General features: G+C 35.4%; 17 protein-coding genes and 1 other RNA gene. 16 read left to right on the top strand and 2 right to left on the bottom strand.

Annotated features, from left to right (window positions below; genetic code table 11):
* The first annotated feature begins 2 nt into the window (after positions 1-2).
* From KI338_RS15330 to nth, 8 genes are all read left to right on the top strand, one after another.
* Complete coding sequence (locus KI338_RS15330; protein WP_212921902.1) at positions 3-1205, top strand: CCA tRNA nucleotidyltransferase; 1203 nt, start codon at positions 3-5, stop codon at positions 1203-1205.
* Positions 1181-2173 carry a biotin--[acetyl-CoA-carboxylase] ligase gene (locus KI338_RS15325; protein WP_212921901.1) on the top strand — a complete coding sequence of 331 codons (993 nt, stop codon included), beginning with the start codon at positions 1181-1183 and terminating at the stop codon, positions 2171-2173. The genes KI338_RS15330 and KI338_RS15325 overlap by 25 nt, the downstream gene beginning before the upstream one ends.
* A 20-nt stretch (positions 2174-2193) precedes the next feature.
* Positions 2194-4989 carry an ATP-dependent DNA helicase DinG gene (gene dinG, locus KI338_RS15320; protein ID WP_373306356.1) on the top strand — a complete coding sequence of 932 codons (2796 nt, stop codon included), beginning with the start codon at positions 2194-2196 and terminating at the stop codon, positions 4987-4989.
* Between the two features lie 291 nt (positions 4990-5280).
* Positions 5281-5823 carry a cell wall elongation regulator TseB-like domain-containing protein gene (locus tag KI338_RS15315; RefSeq protein WP_212921899.1) on the top strand — a complete coding sequence of 181 codons (543 nt, stop codon included), beginning with the start codon at positions 5281-5283 and terminating at the stop codon, positions 5821-5823.
* Between the two features lie 14 nt (positions 5824-5837).
* Positions 5838-7022 (top strand): pyridoxal phosphate-dependent aminotransferase, encoded by a 1185-nt coding sequence (locus tag KI338_RS15310; RefSeq protein WP_212921898.1) that lies wholly within the window; start codon positions 5838-5840, stop codon positions 7020-7022.
* Between the two features lie 57 nt (positions 7023-7079).
* On the top strand, positions 7080-8372 hold the full coding sequence (gene asnS / locus KI338_RS15305) for an asparagine--tRNA ligase (protein ID WP_212921897.1): 1293 nt from the start codon (positions 7080-7082) through the stop codon (positions 8370-8372).
* A 101-nt stretch (positions 8373-8473) separates the two neighbouring features.
* Entirely contained in the window at positions 8474-9160 is a 687-nt protein-coding gene (locus tag KI338_RS15300; protein WP_212921896.1) for a DnaD domain-containing protein, read from the top strand.
* The gene (gene nth, locus KI338_RS15295; protein ID WP_212921895.1) at positions 9160-9807 is read left to right on the top strand and encodes an endonuclease III; all 648 of its coding nucleotides are present in this window, start codon (positions 9160-9162) and stop codon (positions 9805-9807) included. The genes KI338_RS15300 and nth overlap by 1 nt, the downstream gene beginning before the upstream one ends.
* A gap of 48 nt (positions 9808-9855) precedes the next feature.
* Here nth and KI338_RS15290 read toward each other — a convergent pair whose 3' ends face one another.
* Both KI338_RS15290 and recU read right to left on the bottom strand, forming a co-directional pair.
* Positions 9856-12537, bottom strand: a complete 2682-nt coding sequence (locus KI338_RS15290) for a penicillin-binding protein 1A (RefSeq protein WP_212921894.1) — start codon at positions 12535-12537, stop codon at positions 9856-9858.
* Positions 12538-12554: 17 nt separating this feature from the next.
* On the bottom strand, positions 12555-13130 hold the full coding sequence (recU, locus tag KI338_RS15285; protein WP_212921893.1) for a Holliday junction resolvase RecU: 576 nt from the start codon (positions 13128-13130) through the stop codon (positions 12555-12557).
* A gap of 95 nt (positions 13131-13225) precedes the next feature.
* Here recU and KI338_RS15280 point away from each other — a divergent pair, with 95 nt between their 5' ends.
* The 8 genes from KI338_RS15280 to KI338_RS15245 all read left to right on the top strand — a co-directional run bounded on the left by KI338_RS15280 (position 13226) and on the right by KI338_RS15245 (position 19323).
* Positions 13226-14173 (top strand): DUF2515 family protein, encoded by a 948-nt coding sequence (locus tag KI338_RS15280; protein WP_212921892.1) that lies wholly within the window; start codon positions 13226-13228, stop codon positions 14171-14173.
* A 343-nt stretch (positions 14174-14516) separates the two neighbouring features.
* The gene (locus tag KI338_RS15275; RefSeq protein ID WP_212921891.1) at positions 14517-14726 is read left to right on the top strand and encodes a hypothetical protein; all 210 of its coding nucleotides are present in this window, start codon (positions 14517-14519) and stop codon (positions 14724-14726) included.
* 92 nt (positions 14727-14818) lie between these two features.
* Positions 14819-15175 carry a DUF1798 family protein gene (locus KI338_RS15270; RefSeq protein ID WP_306345322.1) on the top strand — a complete coding sequence of 119 codons (357 nt, stop codon included), beginning with the start codon at positions 14819-14821 and terminating at the stop codon, positions 15173-15175.
* 73 nt (positions 15176-15248) lie between these two features.
* Positions 15249-15647 carry a cytidine deaminase gene (locus tag KI338_RS15265; RefSeq protein ID WP_212921890.1) on the top strand — a complete coding sequence of 133 codons (399 nt, stop codon included), beginning with the start codon at positions 15249-15251 and terminating at the stop codon, positions 15645-15647.
* A 155-nt stretch (positions 15648-15802) separates the two neighbouring features.
* A complete protein-coding gene (gpsB, locus tag KI338_RS15260; protein WP_212921889.1) occupies positions 15803-16111 on the top strand; it encodes a cell division regulator GpsB in 309 nt (102 codons plus the stop codon).
* Positions 16112-16179: 68 nt separating this feature from the next.
* An RNA gene (gene rnpB / locus KI338_RS15255) (RNase P RNA component class B) lies at positions 16180-16556 on the top strand.
* Positions 16557-16681: 125 nt separating this feature from the next.
* Positions 16682-17818, top strand: coding sequence for a THUMP domain-containing class I SAM-dependent RNA methyltransferase (locus KI338_RS15250; protein WP_212921888.1), 1137 nt, complete (start codon positions 16682-16684; stop codon positions 17816-17818).
* 5 nt (positions 17819-17823) lie between these two features.
* Positions 17824-19323, top strand: coding sequence for a carboxypeptidase M32 (locus tag KI338_RS15245; RefSeq protein ID WP_212921887.1), 1500 nt, complete (start codon positions 17824-17826; stop codon positions 19321-19323).
* Positions 19324-19325: the final 2 nt, after the last annotated feature.

Below are 19325 nucleotides of genomic sequence, written 5' to 3'. Positions count from 1 at the left end.
TTATGGTGGACTTAACGGGTCCTTTTAAAGATGCTTTACATATTATCAGAACAATAGAACGTGCTGGGTATCAGGCATATTTTGTTGGAGGATGTGTTCGCGATTTAATTTTAAATCGAACGATAGGTGATATTGATATAACGACATCTGCTACCCCCGATGTTATTCAAGGATTGTTTGCTAATGTAATTCCAGTAGGGATTGAGCATGGAACAGTTATCGTTCGCTATAATAAAACATCCTATGAGGTAACTACTTTTCGAGTTGAAGGGGAGTACTCTGATGGAAGACATCCTGATTCCGTATCCTTTATTGATCAACTTGATAAGGACCTTGAACGCAGAGACTTTACGATGAATGCTCTTGCAATGGATAAGAGTGGCGATATTGTCGATTTATTTGGTGGAAAAGCTGATTTAAAAAAGAGAGTAATTCGAACAGTTGGTGATGGAAAAAAGAGATTCAAAGAGGATCCGCTTCGAATCTTACGTGCACTGCGTTTTTCTAGCCAATTAGGGTTTGACCTTTCTATTGAAACAATTCAAGCTATAGTAAGTGTTAAGGCTGAGATAGAAGGACTTGCAGTTGAACGAATAACAAAGGAATTAGAAAAGCTTTTTGCTGGTGATCATGTCAAAATGGGATTACAATATGTTAGCGAATTACAGCTTGAAGAACATTTACCTGTCTTTCAAACCTATTCACCTGTAGAAAAATTCCTTCATCATATAAAACCATTGCATTCATTAGCTGAAGTAATTTGTTTACTACATCAGATGAATCCAGATATCGATATCCGCTATATTGTTAAGGCATGGAAATGCTCTAATCATACTTGGAAGACTGCTGAAAGACTAAATGAGGCTTTGGAGTATGGGAAGATTCATGGTATCGATAGATGGCTTGCTTATCTTTTGTTACCAGACCTGCACGAAGCATATTGTCGTTTAATGGATATCATTAATCCGAATACAATTGATTGTACTCTCTTGCATAAGTTAAAAGCTGAACTTCCCATTTCATCAAGACAGGAAATGCTGATAAATGGAAATGATATAATTGAAATGTTCCCCACTAGGAATAGGGGACCATGGATACAAAAGAAATTAAATGAATTAGAGAAACAAATAGTATTAGGTAGTATTAATAATGAGAAATCTACATTAAAGGATTGGGTAAAATGGAATCCACCAGAAGTAAATTAATTAAGCTATTATCATTACAAGATGATAATTATATATCTGGTCAAGAAATATCAGATAAACTAAAAATTTCACGGAGCGCCATTTGGAAGCATATGAAAGAGCTAGAAAAGGATGGTTATGAAATTGAAGCCAAGCGAAACAAGGGGTATCGTATTCTTGGTTCACCAAATAAAGTGAGCGAGAACACCATCCAATGGGGATTAGAAACCAACTGGCTAGGGAAAAAGGTCATCCATAAAGCTTCTACCCCCTCTACCCAGATTGTTGCTCATCAGCTTGCACAAGAGGGTGCAGGTCATGGCACAGTTGTTATAGCTGATGAACAAACAGCCGGAAAGGGTAGATTAAGTCGAGATTGGTATAGTGCTAAAAATAAGGGTATATGGATGAGCATTATTTTAAGACCAAATATTTTGCCGTATTTAGCTCCGCAACTTACATTACTGACTGCTACTGTATTAGCAGACGTCTTTCAAAAGAAATTACAGTTAGCTCCAAAGATTAAATGGCCAAATGATATTATTTTAAATGACAAGAAAGTATCTGGTATCTTAACCGAGATGCAAGCAGAGCAAGATAAAATAAATTATGTCATAATAGGATTTGGTATTAATGTAAATCATGAACAAAAGGAATTACCGAATACCATTATTAACCGAGCTACCTCTCTAAAAATTGAAACTGGGCAAGCATGGGAAATTATTGAGCTAATTCAACGTATTCTTGCCACTTTTGAAGAGAAATATGAAGAATATATGTCTAAAGGCTTTCCTATCGTAAAACAAAGATGGGAACAAAATGGCTATCGAATAGGTGAGAAGACCAAAATTAAATCCTTTCAATCGGTTGATGAAGCGGTTATTATGGGAATTGCTGATGACGGAGCATTACTTGCAAAATATCAAGATGGCGAAGTAAAGAAGATTTATTCTGCAGAGATTGATTGGTTTAAGACTGAAAAATTCTAACGATAGATAGAAACAAGGTGGTGATAGGATTGGATCGTTTTGTCGTAATAGATCTCGAAACAACGGGAAATGTCGCAGCAAAACAAGATAAAATCATAGAAGTAGGAATCGTTGTAGTTGAGGATGATCAAATTACAGAGGAATTCTCGACGATGGTCAATCCTGGGATAAATATACCACCCTTTATAACAAGATTAACTGGAATAACAGATGAAGATGTTAAGGATGCACCAACATTCTCTGATATAGCAGATACAATTACAGCAATGTTTGAAAATAGCTATCTCGTAGCCCATAACGTACCATTTGATTTAGGGTTTTTGAATGCGGAGCTTGCTGCAATTGGTAAAAGAAGCTTAGGGAATCCAGTATTGGACACAGTAGAATTAACGAGGATATTATTCCCTCAGGCACCTGGTTTTAAACTGGGAATATTAGCTGATTATTTAGGCATAGAACACGATAACCCCCACCGTGCTCTGTCTGATGCGTATGTGACTGCAAAGCTTTTAATTAAATTAAAACATAAAGTATCCACATTGCCTTATGAAACATTAGAGCATCTATTAAAATTGGAGAAAGTGTTAAAGTCTGATTTATTTCAGCTATTTTCCAATCGTATGGAAGAATTAGCATATCAAGCTGTGGATGAAGGTGAGATAATTATACATAAGGGGCTCGCTTTTCGTAATGTTCTAATTGATAAGAGGGAGGCTATTACGGTTTCTTCATCCTATGGGGATTTTTTAGATTCCGTGTACGAAGAAGATGGTACAATGGCTCAAAACATGAAGAAATATGAGAAACGAGTAGGACAGCGAGTAATGTCTGAACATATTTATGATGCCTTTCAAACGAAGAAGCATGCATTAATTGAAGCGGAAACGGGGACAGGTAAATCTTTAGCGTATTTATTGCCCACTGTTTATGAAGCAGTTAGAACCAATAAGCGAATTGTTATCAGTACCTATACAACGCAATTACAATCACAATTATTGGAGCATGAAATTCCATTAATTAAGAGGTTGGTCGATTTTCCTTTTAAAGTCACACTTCTAAAGGGTAAGCAACATTATATAAGTGTTGAAAAATTTGCTAATGAACTCCACAATCACCAGCAGGATAATTATGATATTGCATTAACAAAAGCAATGATTCTGGTGTGGTTATTAGAAACAGAAACAGGAGATATAGATGAACTACATCTACCATCTCATGGTAAGTTATTTTATAAGCGTATTTCAGCCGACTCTGAAGGAAGACCTGACCCAACTTCACCATGGTATAAGTATTCATTTTATCAGAAGGCACGGAGAAGAGCTCAAGCTGCTGACATTATAATTACCAACCATGCTTTATTATGCACGGATATGTTTAATGATTATCAATTTCTTCCTTCGTATGATAAGGCGATTATTGATGAAGCACATCATTTGGAGGAAACAGCATCAAAACATTATGGGCTAAAATTAGACTATGTTAATATGCAACATGCACTTAATCAAATAGGTAGTATCGGCGATGGAAATTGGCTTGATCAAATTCTTTTTAACAATCCTTCGATTGAGGAAAAATTGCCAAAAGATCGCTGGAATGACCTGTTGTCTTTAGCAAAGTATGAAATGGATGATTTCTTTCGGACCATTTTTCAATATGTACTTGACCAACCTGGAAATCAAAAGGTGTTAAGTGATGTTGGTCGTATACAGTATCGATTCGAAGAAGGAAAAGAGCAGGAAAGATATTGGAATATCATTAAAGAAATGGCGACTAGAATAATTTTCTATCTCCGTGATCTTATTCATTTTTTGACCATTACATCAAAAGCATTAACGGATAAAAATGCAATCGAGGAAACACAGCTTCGAATTGATATACTACAATCGTTTATTGATGGGCTGGAACATTTATTCCTAATGGATAATGATACTAAAGATGTTAGGTGGATTGAAATTGAGGCATATGGAGCGAAAAATGCTGTATATCTCTATAGTGAGCCTATACATGTGGCAACGATTTTAGCGGAGTGTTTTTTTGATGTGAAGGAAAGTGTTATTTTAACTAGTGCGACTTTAACAATGAAAAATTCGTTTCAATATATACAAAAGAGATTAGGTCTCTCCAGTGATCGGCTTGAGACTCAAAAAATTCCATCTCCTTTCTCTTATGTTGATCAGGTCAGAGTAATGGTTCCAAATGACTTTCCAGATGTAACCTACGGTAATACAGATGATTTCATTCATGCAACTTGTGAAACAATTCTATCCCTTGCAGAAATAACAGGTGGGAGGATGCTTGTCTTATTTACCTCTTATGATATGCTTAAGAAATCGTATTATTTGTTAAAAGAATCAATGGAGAGCGAGAAATATGTCTTAATTGCACAAGGTATTTCTAGTGGTAGTAGGGAGAGGCTTAAGAAGAACTTCCAAACCTTCGATCAATCCATATTACTTGGAACAAGCTCTTTTTGGGAAGGTGTAGATATTCCTGGAGATGATTTGTCATGTTTAATGATTGTTCGGTTACCATTCCAGCCACCGAATCACCCAGTTTATGAAGCAAAATCCATAGCAATGAAAAATATTGGAGAGAATGCTTTTTATGATCTTTCTTTACCGAATGCAGTAATTCGATTTAAGCAAGGATTTGGACGACTTATTCGATCGAATAATGATAGAGGAATCGTATTTATTTGTGACGCAAGAATAATAAAATCTCGCTATGGGAAGTATTTCACTGAATCTATACCACAAGTACCTATTGCTTTCAATTCAACTGCAGAGCTAATGAAAAAAGCGCTCGATTGGTTCTAAAAAAAATACTGATGCAAAGAGCATCAGTAAGCAGGATGGTATGGTGTTTAGAAATTTTTGGTTGAAATAAATAAAAACAAAACAAAAATCAAGAATTGCTTGGTATAATGTATGTGTTTCATCTTATTTAAGTTCAACTTTACTTATAGTATAGACGTATAGCTGGTATCTATGTTTAGTAATAATTGATAATTATAACAGTAAATTAAATGTATAGCTGAATTCGGAGGGTTTATGATGATGATACAAGCAAAATTAAAACTATATAAATGGATATGGAGAGAATAGAAGTTGGCTCGAAAACAACTTTTTATGAATAAACGATCCTTTGAGTTACCCTCGGTAGTTAAATGGATATTACTTATTTTACTGATATTGTTTCTTGCTGTTATAATTTTTTTAATCGTCTTATATAACCAAATACAGGATAGCAAAACTGCAGGCTTCCAAGTGGCTGAACAGAGAGTCATTCAAGAAAGCTCGATTGTTGATATTTTAAAAACGTCTAGGTTCTTTGGTGAAAATGGTTATCATGTAATTTACGGTAAGACAGACGATAAGGTAACACAGATTGCATTTGTACCTGATGACAAGGCACAAAAAATTACGATAGTGAACGAAGATGAAACCATTTCGTCTGATGAGGTAAGGGAAAATTGGCAGCAAGGCTGTAAAAACTGCAGTCTCATCAAAATAGTTCCTGCAATATTAAAGGATACCCCATTATGGGAAATAAGTTATCAGGATGAAGCAAATCGCTATGTATTAGAATATGTTTCCATTTATGATGGTTCTCAGTATGAAGAATTTCGTTTTAAGAAAATGTTCCAATAAGAGGTGATTTCGTAATGGATATTGCAAAACGAGTACAAACATTAACACCTTCTACTACTTTGGCTATAACAGCGAAAGCCAATGAGCTAAAGCAAAATGGTTTTGACGTAATCGGGCTAGGAGCGGGTGAACCAGATTTCAATACTCCCAATTACATCATTGATGCTGCTATAAAAGCAATGGAGGCCGGAAAAACAAAATACACTCCAACCGGCGGTATACAGGAGTTAAAGCTAGCTATTATTGAAAAACTAAAACGTGATAATAATCTTTCATATAAATCGGATGAAATTATAGTAACTTCCGGTGCAAAACATGCACTATATACACTATTTCAAGCGTTATTAAATGAAGGTGATGAGGTAATCGTTCCTGTCCCATATTGGGTTAGCTACCCAGAACAAATTAAGCTGGCAGGAGGTACGCCAATTTATGTGCCAGGTCTTGAAGAGAATGAATTTAAAATCTCTCCAAAACAATTAGAAGATGTTATCACACATAAAACAAAGGCTATTATTATTAATTCGCCAAGCAATCCAACAGGGATGATGTACACGAAGGACGAGTTAGAGGCATTGGGTGAAATCTGTATAAAGCACAATATCTTAATTGTTTCAGATGAAATATATGAAAAACTTATTTATTCAGAGGATAGACATATTTCAATCGCAGGATTATCATCGGATTTAAAGGAGATAACCATTGTTATTAATGGGGTCTCTAAGTCACATGCAATGACAGGGTGGAGAATAGGGTATGCAGCTGGTCCTTCAGCTATAATTAAGGCAATGACCAACCTAGCATCTCATTCAACTTCTAACCCTACCTCTATTGCTCAATACGCCGCATTAGCTGCATATCAAGCAGAAGTTGATCCAACCATTGAAATGAGGAAAGTATTTGCAGAAAGACTGGATGCATTATATGATTTAATCATTAAGGTTCCAGGTATAACCTGTCAAAAGCCTAAAGGAGCATTTTATTTATTTCCGAACGTAGCTAATGCAGCAAAGATGAATGGATTTAAGAATGTGGATGATTGGGCGAGTGCTCTATTAGATGAGGAACGAGTTGCAGTTGTACCAGGATCAGGATTCGGAGCTCCAGATTTTATCCGACTTTCCTATGCTATTTCTAAGGAACAACTCGAAGAAGCGGCATCACGTATTCATCGTTTTGTTGAAAAACATCTTAAATAACTGAGCAAATTAAACCCTTAATACTAGCAAAATTTTTCTCTATTGGAGGTAATTTTTTTGAAAACAACTATCGCACAAGTACCTGAATTTCAGGGGAAGGAAGTTACCATTGGTGCTTGGTTATCTAACAAGCGTTCTAGTGGTAAAATTGCATTTTTACAATTACGTGATGGGACTGGTTTTATACAAGCAGTTGTTGCGAAAAATGATGTAAGTGAGGAAATATTCCAGCTTGCAAAGAACATGACGCAAGAATCTTCAATGTATATAACAGGAACAATTGTCGAAGATACTCGTTCTAAATTTGGCTTTGAAATGCAAGTATCTAATATAGAATTGATTCATGAGTCAGTCGATTATCCAATTACACCTAAAGAACATGGTACAGAATTCTTAATGGATCATCGTCATTTATGGTTACGTTCCAAAAAACAGCATGCCATAATGAAAATTCGTAATGAAATTATTCGTTCCACTTATGAGTTCTTTAATGAAAATGGCTATGTAAAGATTGACCCACCAATTTTAACCGGTGCTTCGGCTGAAGGAACAACTGAGCTATTCCATACGAAATACTTTGATGAAGATGCTTATCTATCTCAAAGTGGACAGCTATATATGGAAGCGGCAGCGATGGCCTTTGGTAAAGTATTTTCCTTTGGTCCAACATTCCGTGCTGAAAAATCGAAAACACGCCGACATTTAATTGAATTCTGGATGATTGAACCGGAAATGGCATTTGTAGAACATGAAGAGAGCTTACAAATTCAAGAGAATTATGTTAGTTATGTTGTTCAATCTGTCCTTAAGAATTGCCAATTAGAGCTTGGCATTTTAGAGAGAGACATTACAAAGCTTGAAAAGGTAAAAGCGCCATTCCCACGTATCTCTTATGATGACGCTATTCAATTATTAAAAGATAAAGGATTCACAGATATTGAATGGGGAGAAGATTTCGGTGCCCCACATGAAACTGCAATAGCTGAGAGCTTTGATAAACCAGTATTTATTACGAATTATCCGGCAAAAATTAAAGCATTTTATATGAAGCCGGATCCTAATCGTGAAGAGGTTGTACTCTGTGCAGATTTAATTGCACCTGAGGGTTATGGAGAAATTATTGGCGGCTCCGAGAGAATTAATGATTTAGATCTTATGAAACAGCGATATGAGGAGCATGGTTTAACTGGTCCAGCATATGAATGGTATCTAGAATTAAGAAAATATGGAAGTGTTCCTCATTCTGGATTTGGTTTAGGACTAGAACGAACAGTTGCATGGATTTCTGGTGTTGAACATGTTCGTGAAACTATTCCATTCCCAAGATTATTAAATCGCTTATATCCTTAATAACTTTTCTAAAAACTGGCTGTCTCAGTAGTAACGAGACAGCCTTCTTTTTAAGCCAAGAATCCATTGGACATGCTATACTAGTATTGAGGTGCAATTACATGACAAATTCATTACCATTTCAACATATATTAGCCAATCAGGTTGTCATTCCTAATTTATTACTACAAAAGTATAATAAATTAGGATTGGATGAGATAGAATTAGTACTACTCATTCAGATACATCGATCTATCTCTAATGGGAACTATTTCCCAACTTTGCAAGAATTGACGAGCATGCTAACAACAGATGAGCAAACGTGTTCGCGATTATTAAGAAAATTAATTCAGAAGGGCTTCTTAAAAATAGAGCGGCAGGAAAATAGTCAAGAACAATGGAGTGAGGCATATTCACTTGAACCATTATGGGAGAAGTTATTTGAACCTGTGAAGGAAGAGAGGGTTCAAAACGAAGACGGTTCTTTATTTATTCTGTTTGAACAGGAATTCGGCCGACCGTTATCACCCTTTGAGATCGAGACCGTTAACCTATGGCTAGATGAAGACAAACTATCACCTGCATTAATAAAAGCAGCATTACGTGAATCTGTACTAATGGGAAAGCTGAATTTCAAATATATGGATCGAATTCTTAGGGAATGGAAAAAGAAGGGGATACATACAGTTGAACAGGCTAGAGAAGCCACGAAAAAGTTTCATGATCATCAAGCAACGAAATATACAAATACGACAACGAAGAAAAGGGACACTTCCTTTTATTACAATTGGCTAGAGGGAGAGGAATAATGTTAAACAAGAAGCAAATTAGATATTGTTTAGATGAAATAGCTAAGATGTTTCCTAACGCGGAATGTGAATTAGAGCATGCTAATCCATTTGAATTAGTGATAGCGGTAGTATTGTCGGCACAATGCACCGATGCACTAGTCAATAAGGTAACTAAGGATTTGTTTAAAAAATATCAAACACCAGAAGATTACCTCCAAGTACCGCTAGAAGAATTACAAAATGATATTAAGTCAATCGGTTTATTTCGCAATAAAGCTAAAAACATTCAAAAGCTTTGTAAGTCTCTCATAGAGGAATACGGAGGCGAGGTTCCGCACTCAAAAGAAGAACTGATCAAATTAGCTGGGGTAGGAAGGAAGACTGCAAATGTAGTTGCTTCAGTTGCCTTTGGAGAACCAGCAATTGCAGTTGATACGCATGTCGAAAGAGTCTCAAAACGACTAGGTATATGTAAATGGAAAGACTCTGTATTAGAAGTGGAAGAGACCCTCATGAAGAAAGTACCTAAGGAAGAGTGGAGTGTTACACATCACCGCTTAATTTTCTTCGGACGCTACCACTGTAAAGCAAAAAATCCCAACTGTCCAGAGTGTCCATTACTTGATATTTGTCGAGAAGGGCAAAAGAGAATGAAAGATAGGTAAGAAAAAAGCTATCAACATTAGGAAAAACCTAATGTTGATAGCTTTTATTTATGATTCTTCATTTTCATCATCACTAGGAGGACTTGTATCAGTTTCATCTCCAGGATCTGGTTCGGTATTTTGGTTACCTGGTATTTGAAGTGTTACCTGACGTGTTTCACTACGACTACCTTGATTTGCACCATTCTTACCTATAGCGGTAACATAGATCGTATAGCTTTGACCAGGTTCAAAGTTACCACTTATTTCAATACCCTTTGAATTAACCATCTGTGTACCACCTTGTGGCCCCTCTACTCTTACTTCATAGGAAGCAGGAGGTCCATTATAGCCCCATGATACATCAATGATGGACTTATTAGGATCGTATACAGCAGATAAATTATCTACTGGTTTAATTGGAGTTTCTGGTTCTTCCTCTTTAATATTAACGGTAACTGTTTGTGGTTCACTACGAACTTTATCATCATCCTTTAAGAATGCTGTAACCTGAATCGTATAGTTTGAATCACCGCTTACCTCTGTTATATCAATCTTTTTATCATCGGTTGTGGATAGGACTTTCATCGCACCACCATCTACACTAGCAGCAACTTCGAACGAGACATCTTTATCAGAGTCATATTTCCATTCAACTTTTATTTCATTTTTTTCTTTTTTGTAATCTGCCTTCAAACCGGATACAGGGTCTAGCTTATCGTATTTCTCAGATGATTTTTTAGGTTCTGTTCCTTTTACAAACAGTTCTGTTACTATTTGAGAATCAGGTGTATATTCACTCGGTAAAGCAGCAGGATTAGATCCTTTTTCTACTTTAACCTTTACTACAGAATCTGGCATCTTATAGTCTGCAGTTTCAACACCCTTGGATAGTTCACTCATTGTTTGTTTGAATAGGGCATGGGCCACATATTTTTCACTATCCATAGTTCGTTTGTCTTTATCATATCCTACCCAAACGGCCATAGTGTAGTTGGTTGTATAACCGGCAATCCAAGAGTCTTTAACACCTTCAACATCCTTTAAGTTAGTTGTCCCTGTTTTAGCTGCTACAGGTAGACCAGGTATTCTTGCAGGGCCACCTGATGAACCTTGAGATAAAGCGGTTTTTAACATATCTGTTATCATAAACGCTGTATAATCTGACATGGCAACCTTAGGCTCTGGTGTTAAATCCACCGTCTGATCGTTAGGGAAGACAACTTTAGAAACTGCATATGGCTCATTACGTATACCTTCATTGGCAAATGCTTGATATGCACCCGCTAATTGAAGTGGGTTTACAGTAGTGTCTGCACCACCAATAGCATCTGTTAATTTTGGTTTTCCATCAACAAATTCAATACCAAGATTATTCGCGAATTGCTGTGATTTATCATAACCAACATCCACTAAGGTCTTTACAGCAGGTACGTTTAGTGATTCTTGAAGCGCATATCGCGCAGTCATCCAACCTTGGTAAGTACGGTTCCAGTTTCGAATTACTTGCCCATTACTTCCAGCAATTTCGTACGGCTTATCATCATTTATTTGCTGATAGGTGGACATTTTATTGTATTCAATAGCAGGTCCATAAGCAACAATTGGTTTAAAGGTTGAACCTGCCTGGTTTCCACCTTGTATTGCGTAATTAAAGCCATTCTTATAATTCCTATCTCCACCAATAGCAAGAATTGCTCCTGTTTTTGAATCTAGGACTACCATACCAGCATGTAGGTCATCATTCGGGTATGCAACAGGATTATTAGCGTCATCAGAAAGTAAAAATTCTACATGATCTTGTGCATCCTTATCTAACGTAGTATAGATTTGCAGACCATCAGTATAAATATCGGCACCTTCAAGCTTTTGTTCAACCTCTCTCTGAACCTGCTGAATGAAGGCATCATACGGCTTAGGATCAGGTTTTTCTTTTACTAGAAGGGAAGGGATATCAGTCTTAAGTGCTTCATCCGCTTCAGCCTGTGTTATTTTGTTATGACGTACCATTAAAGTTAATACTGTTTTCATTCTTTCCTTTGTTAAATCAGGATTTTTAAATGGATCGTATGCCGATGGACGCTGTGGTAATCCAGCTAGGATAGCAGCCTCTGCTAATGTTAAATCATGTAAATCAGTTTTACCAAAATACGTTTCTGCAGCTTTAGCTACACCGTATGCACCAGCTCCGTAATAAATTTTATTAAGATACATTTCAAGGATTTGTTCTTTCGAATATTTCTTTTCTAATTTCAATGCGAGCCATTGTTCCTGTACTTTTAATTTGATTTTCTTTTCATTCGAAAGGAAGTATCCTTCTACCACCTGTTGTGTAATCGTACTAGCACCTTCAGATCCAAATCCATTTCGAACATTACCTATAATTGCTCCACCAATACGTCTGATATCAATACCAGGATGTTTAAAAAATCTCGCATCCTCTGTAGCAGTAACGGCATTAATTAATTTCTCAGGTAAGTCATCAAAGGTAATTTTTGTTCGTTTAATGTCTCCTAAGTCAGCAATCAATTCACCATCTTGATCATAAACTTTAGAAGAAAGTGGATCTGTTAATTTCGACGTATCAAGATCAGGAGCTGTGGCAATATAATAAGTAAATAACCCAGCTACTCCAAGTCCAATAATTAAACATATGATAAAGAATATTTTTATTATTTTTTTCCAAGTAGGTTTCTTTTTGGCCTTTTTTTGTTTTCGTCGTGCAGTGCGACTTTGGCTGTTTTCTGCCATTTCTCACTACCTCCAATCTAGAAATAAAGCTGATCAATTATTGTTAAGTAATCAACTCTTGTTTGATATTTAAAAGGTATTTCATGGCCTTTAAGCTTGATATCAATGTATGGTATTGATTTTCTACCATCTGCCTCTTTTTCATACCAATAGGGCAGTAATTCTTTCGCTTCTAGAAAATATGTTTCACTATAAAATGAAAACCGTATAATCATAAAGCAGATTCCACCATGCTTTACTACAGATTCCATATGTTTAATTTGATGGTCGTGAATATTAGCTAGTGGAAAAGATGTTTTGTTTTTTGTTTCTTTTGCTTCAAAATCGACGTATTGATTTCGATATATGCCATTATAATCCGTAGTTGATGCCTGTTTAAAATAAGCTTCAGTTATAACAGCAGCACTTCTTTTTGGATAATTTACTTTTACAATTTGTACAGGTGTTGGCTTTTTGTGTATCACTGCTAGATCCATATCTAAATAATACTGGTTGGTGCTATTAATATCCTCTTCCAGTGTCATTCCTCGATTTGAAAATGAGTGATTCATTGGGCTGCTTTTAACTGCTCGTTTTCCATTCGGATAATTCATGGTTATGCCTCCTAGCATAATACAGTATCATAACAGAAAAATGCCTGCATGGTAACTATAATCTCATAAATTCATAGAATAGGCAGGATTTATCAATGAATATGATTAGGAATACTGAGGATTACATCTATTATATAATAAATAAAACAAGGAAGCATAATATAGACAACATTTCTAGGACAAAAGCTTATCAGCGTTTTTATTTTAAGTACCCAGAAATAAAATGGGCACTTCTTGCAAGTATTGTCTCAAGAAATGCAGGTTGGAATATGACTGATTTATATTTAGCCCCATACAAAGAGATACTGGGAGAACACCAGCGAATGCGTCTATTTATGACCTACGAGCGAGCAAATTGGCTTATATTTTCAGATGCATACCCACAGCTCATACTATATGAAATATCACTTCGCCATAACAGGCCATTATTTCATCTCCTAAGTGAAATACAGGTATCTAATTTTATGATTCAGGAATGGAATTATTTTTGGAAAAATAAAGATAGGAATCGATTAATGACTTCGCTGATTATTAATGAACAAAATGTTATTCAAAAGCCTGTTATCGCGCAACCCTTTTTTAAAAGGAAGGTCTTTTTATCGGTACCGTATCAATTACAAAATTATATCATGTTAAATGCAGTTCTTCTCCCTACTTTAAATGGGAAAATCTATGGTGGGTATGTTCGTGGATTTACCAATCTTACAAATCGTATCACATTAGGTAAAAGACTAGCATCCCAATTATTTCATCCGAGCATACATAAAGAAATCCTGGATTTTATCCGTTTTGTTGAACACACAGGAAGTAGATACGATTATGAAAAATACACCTATTATCATTTTCCTAAAAGCCCATTGTTAAGGACAATTTATCCTATTATCGACCACCAAGATATTATACGTAACGACTGGCTGGAATTAAGGGGGATAAGAAATAAATGGTCCAATTCCCTTACCGAAGAGCCTATTGAAATTGGAAAGTCATATTATCGAAAAAGGAATATGGTATTTGCTTATTATCATATGAAAAAGTTTTTTTAATGAAAATAGGATTTGCTGATAATGCAAATCCTTTAAGAAAAACTTAACTTCTTAAATTTTAGTTACAAGTGTTATTGCTTTCTAACTTAAGTAGAAGGACGGTTAGGGCCATTGAGCTTTTTATCTCCAGATTTTAATGGTTTTCCATTAAGTACTTCTTTTTGTTTGTTTTTCTGTTTGTCTTTCATAAAAAAACCTCCTTTATTGCTTAGTTTGTCTTAAAAGTAAAAAAAAATGAGTTTATCCACTACTTTTGTATATTAGCAACTACTTTTGTCGAAGGGGCAGGAGATGGTGAGATAGCTATAGAATTAAGCTATTAAATGATAGTAGGAGTGATGATATGGGTCTTGCTTTGAGAAAAGACAATATTCAAAACGGAGTAGCGCGAAAGGATTTTGAAGCCGCATTACACGTTATTGGAGACCGAGCCCGTTTGGCAGAACAAAAACTTACTTTAAAAATTGATGAGGAAGTGCAGCTTTCCTTTCTTAATCAGAAGAAAGCAATTGAACAAGCAACAGTATTTGTACGCGAGCTTCATGTTAAATGAAGCTTTTTTTATTTTTCCTCAAGTTCATATTGATGCAAATATTAGAAAAGAAATGGTACATTATTACTATAGAATGAAAGAATTGAGGAATCATGATGGAATTAACCGAATATACCATAAAGCTTAAAAAGTATCTACAAGATTTAAAGCAGGTATTTGAAGAAAATAATCCACCAGAAGACCGTAGAGACAAAGAATTCTTTGTTATGGTAAAGAAAAAGACATCACCCATTTATGATTTGTTGGAGATTTGGCAAGAACTTGCTTTAAAATTCATAAAAGAGAATAAGATAAGTGTACATCCAAATCAAATTGTATCGACTAAAGAAAATATGGAGCTTTTATTAATGCATAGCTACTACATTGATGTTAGAAGAAGAAGATACATGGAATTAAATCAATCTGTTCTTTATGTTTTGGATCAACTTTTACGTGCAATAGAGTCTTAATACTCATCTATCTTTACATTTTTTGCAACTTTTACTATAATTAGCTTCCACACTTAATGAAGGGGATGAGGTTTTGTCTAAAAAAGTTCTTATAGATAAAGCTATAGAAATGAGAGAACAGGCTTACGTACCTTATTCAAATTTTCCTGTTGGAGCGGCTTTATTAACTAAATCTGGGAAAATTTATACAGGATGTAATATTGAAAATGCAGCTTTTCCTGTTTCTTTATGTGCTGAACGTGTAGCAATCTTTAAAGCTATATCAGAAGGGGAAACTGATTTTGTAGAAATGGCCGTTGTGGCAGATACAGAACGACCAGTACCACCTTGTGGTTCATGTCGACAAGTAATGAGTGAGTTTTTTGATCCTGATATGGTAATTCATCTTACAAATTTACGAACAAACACATTGTCGACTACAATGGATGAATTACTTCCATTCTCATTTAAAAAATCTGATATGGAAAAGTAATACATAGCAAACGAAAGAAAAGTAAGAGGACTGAGTGTTCAGCTTCTTACTTTTTTGCTATAATAAAAAAGGAGACTCGTACATATAGTTAAATAACATGAAATAATAATAACTAATGACATCAAGTACAGATGAAATAAATGAGGTGAAACTGAGTGAATGGAAATCAAATTAAACTTAGTGGCAAGGATATTTTAGAAAAAGATTTTAAAACCGCTATGAGAGGTTATAACCAAGAGGAAGTTGATGAATTTCTAGACATCGTTATTCAAGATTACGAAGCTTTTACACAAGAGATTGATCGATTGAAACAGGAAATTATTCGTTTGAAAAAATCGAGTGAAAATCAAGTAAAAACTAGATCAGCAAGTGGAGCACCACAGGTTAACTATGATGTTTTAAAGCGACTTTCAAATTTAGAAAAGGCAGTTTTTGGCAGTAAATATGCCAATGCAGATTCCTAGTTTCTAACTTTTTTTACCAATGAAAAACAAATAAGTTTATGTTAGAATATAGGATAGTTAATAATTAAATACTCATGTAATCGCTGCATGATTCATGTAGAGGAAAGTCCATGCTCACACAAACTGAGATGTTTGTAGTGTTCGTGCTTGATGAATTCATAAGTCAAGGTAACTATTTTGGTTAACGGCAGGTGAAGTTCCTAAGTCATACGATATGGAATTATATCCTTGAAAGTGCCACAGTGACGTAGCTAAAGTGGAAACACTTTAGGTGGAACGCGGTAAACCCCACGAGTGAGCAACCCAAATAATGGTAGGGGCATCCTTTAGTAGGGAAATGAACCGAACGAGGGACAGGTTACTGCCTGTAGATAGATGATTACACCCTGTGTACGAGGCCGACCACCGTTAGTAGTACAAATGGGACAGAACATGGCTTATCGAGTATTTAATGGTCTTACAAGGATTGGAACATAACCTTTCTGTATTATATAATGCAGAAAGGTTATTTTATTTTTCTTGGTGTGGTAAACTATTGTTGTTTAAAAACCATTTGAAGGGAATTTATCGATGGCTCAGAAAATCAAATTGATTGCTACAGCTGCTATGGGGTTAGAGGCCGTTGTTGCAAACGAAGTACGTAATTTAGGTTATGAAGTACAAGTAGATAATGGTAAAGTAATTTTTGATGCTCCAATTTCAGCAATCCCTAGATGTAATCTTTGGCTAAGGACTGCAGATCGGATAAAATTGGTGGTAGGGGAATTTAAAGCGACAACATTTGATGAATTATTCGAAGGTACAAAAGCATTACCGTGGGAAAATTACATAAGTGAGGATGGACAGTTTCCTGTTTCCGGGAAATCAGTTAAATCAACTTTACATAGTGTTCCAGATTGCCAAAAGATTGTGAAGAAGTCTATCGCCGAACGTTTAAAAATTAAGTATGGAATGGCTTCAAAAATGCCAGAGACAGGTGACATGTATAAAGTAGAAGTATCTATACTTAAAGATATAGCATTGTTGACTATTGATACGTCAGGTGTTGGCTTACATAAAAGAGGTTATCGAGTTGGTCAAGGGGAGGCTCCACTTAAGGAAACCATGGCTGCAGCTTTAGTACTATTAACCAATTGGCAACCAGAATACACATTAATAGATCCATTTTGTGGTTCTGGAACCATTGCAATTGAAGCGGCATTAATCGGGCAAAATATTGCACCTGGATTTAACCGCGAATTTGATTCTGAAAATTGGAAGTTTATTCGCCCAAAATATTGGGAAGAGGCTTTCCTAGAAGCGGAGGATTTAGCGAAATACGATGAAAAGCTAGAGATTATTGGAAGCGATATCGACCATAAAATGATTACCATCGCTAAAGAGAATAGTTTAGAAGCAGGACTAGGAGAGCTAATCACTTGGAAACAGATGCAAATTAGCGATTTGTCCATTAGAAATGACAATGGATATATTATCGGAAACCCACCATATGGACAACGATTGGGCGATCAAGAAACAGTTATACAGATTTATCAAGAATTCGGAAACATTATGAAGAAACATCCTTCATGGAGTGTTTATATACTAACAGCGTTTGAAGAGTTTGAAAAATATTATGGTCAAAAAGCAACTAAGAAGCGTAAGTTATTTAATGGTTTTATCAAGACTGATTATTATCAGTATTTCGGCAAGAAAATAGGGGAGTGAATAAGATGGCAACTATCACAGAAACAGAAAAGGATTTTATGGATTTTTTAAAAGAACAAAATGCCTTACGTGAAGCTATTTCCTTAATTCAATGGGACTTACGGACAAAAATTCCAAAAAAAGGTGTAGAGCAACGATCTGAAGTAGTAGGATATCTTGCTCAAAAACTACATCAAATGCAAGTATCAGATAAAATGAAGAATTTCATTGATGAACTAAAGGAGCAAACATCGGATCAATTAATTCAGAAATCTGTTCAGGAGTGCCTTGAAATTTATGAAAAGAATCAAAAAATACCTGAAAACGAATTTAAAGAATATGTGATGCTACAATCAAAATCAGAAGCTGTTTGGCAAGATGCAAGGGAGAAGGCGAATTTTTCTGATTTCCAGCCTTACTTAGAAAAACTAGTAGATTTCAATAAAAAGTTTGCAAATTACTGGGGTTATGAAGAGAATATTTATGATGCATTACTTCATAATTTCGAGCCAGGTGTAACGGTTAAAACATTAGATGAAGTCTTTCCTAAAGTTAGAAAGTCACTTACTGAGCTATTACAAAAAATTCAAGATAGTTCTGTAAAACCAGATACTTCTATTTTAACAACACATTTTCCAAAGAAGGACCAGAAGAATTTTTCAATTGAGATTTTAAATCGTATGGGCTATGATTTTGATGCTGGACGCTTGGATGATACGATTCATCCATTTGAAATTACACTTAATCTTAATGATGTCAGAATAACAACTCGTTATGATGAACAAGATTTTCGAATGGCAGTATTTGGTATCATTCATGAGGCAGGTCATGCCTTATATGAACAAAATATTGATAAGAAGCTAGAAGGAACTCCTTTAGCTTCTGGTACTTCCATGGGCATCCATGAGTCCCAGTCTTTATTCTGGGAGAATTTCCTTGGTAGAAATAAAGTCTTCTGGGAATCCCATTATGATTTATTTAAAAAATATGCTCCAATTGAATTTGATAAGGTTTCAGTAGTAGATTTTTATCAGGCTGTCAATGAGGTGAAACCTTCCTTCATTCGAATTGAAGCTGATGAATTAACGTATCCGCTTCATATTATGGTTCGCTATGAATTGGAAAAAGCATTAATCAATGGTGATATAGAAGTGAAGGAATTGCCCCATTTATGGAATGAGAAGATGGTTGAATATCTTGGCATTAAGCCACCAACTGATCGAGAAGGTGTATTGCAAGATATACACTGGGCTGGTGGAGATTTTGGTTATTTTCCATCCTATGCACTCGGGTATATGTATGCTGCTCAATTTAAGCATAAGATGAGTGAGACCTTGGATGTTGATGGTATTATTCAGTCAGGGGATTTTTCAAAGATACGCAACTGGTTAACAGAAAATATTCATCAATATGGAAAGCTTAAAAAACCATTGGATATATTAAAAGATGTGACAGGTGAAGGCTTAAATCCAGATTATTTAGTGGAGTATTTAACGACGAAATATCGTAATATTTATCAGTTTTAGGA

Source organism: Ornithinibacillus bavariensis, from assembly GCF_018333235.1.
GTDB classification, from domain to species: domain Bacteria; phylum Bacillota; class Bacilli; order Bacillales; family Amphibacillaceae; genus Ornithinibacillus; species Ornithinibacillus bavariensis.
Note: the sequence above shows the minus strand (reverse complement) of the source record. Positions and strands in the feature narration are given on the sequence as shown.

Bases quoted from the DNA above. Each gene is read 5' to 3' on its own strand.
- KI338_RS15290 (WP_212921894.1), bottom strand. From the start codon at position 12,537: ATGGCAGAAAACAGCCAAAGTCGCACTGCACGACGAAAACAAAAAAAG.
- KI338_RS15310 (WP_212921898.1), top strand. From the start codon at position 5,838: ATGGATATTGCAAAACGAGTACAAACATTAACACCTTCTACTACTTTG.
- KI338_RS15330 (WP_212921902.1), top strand. From the start codon at position 3: ATGGTGGACTTAACGGGTCCTTTTAAAGATGCTTTACATATTATCAGA.
- KI338_RS15325 (WP_212921901.1), top strand. From the start codon at position 1,181: ATGGAATCCACCAGAAGTAAATTAATTAAGCTATTATCATTACAAGAT.
- KI338_RS15250 (WP_212921888.1), top strand. From the start codon at position 16,682: ATGGCTCAGAAAATCAAATTGATTGCTACAGCTGCTATGGGGTTAGAG.
- recU (WP_212921893.1), bottom strand. From the start codon at position 13,130: ATGAATTATCCGAATGGAAAACGAGCAGTTAAAAGCAGCCCAATGAAT.
- KI338_RS15245 (WP_212921887.1), top strand. From the start codon at position 17,824: ATGGCAACTATCACAGAAACAGAAAAGGATTTTATGGATTTTTTAAAA.
- KI338_RS15300 (WP_212921896.1), top strand. From the start codon at position 8,474: ATGACAAATTCATTACCATTTCAACATATATTAGCCAATCAGGTTGTC.
- KI338_RS15280 (WP_212921892.1), top strand. From the start codon at position 13,226: ATGAATATGATTAGGAATACTGAGGATTACATCTATTATATAATAAAT.
- KI338_RS15275 (WP_212921891.1), top strand. From the start codon at position 14,517: ATGGGTCTTGCTTTGAGAAAAGACAATATTCAAAACGGAGTAGCGCGA.
- KI338_RS15270 (WP_306345322.1), top strand. From the start codon at position 14,819: ATGATGGAATTAACCGAATATACCATAAAGCTTAAAAAGTATCTACAA.
- nth (WP_212921895.1), top strand. From the start codon at position 9,160: ATGTTAAACAAGAAGCAAATTAGATATTGTTTAGATGAAATAGCTAAG.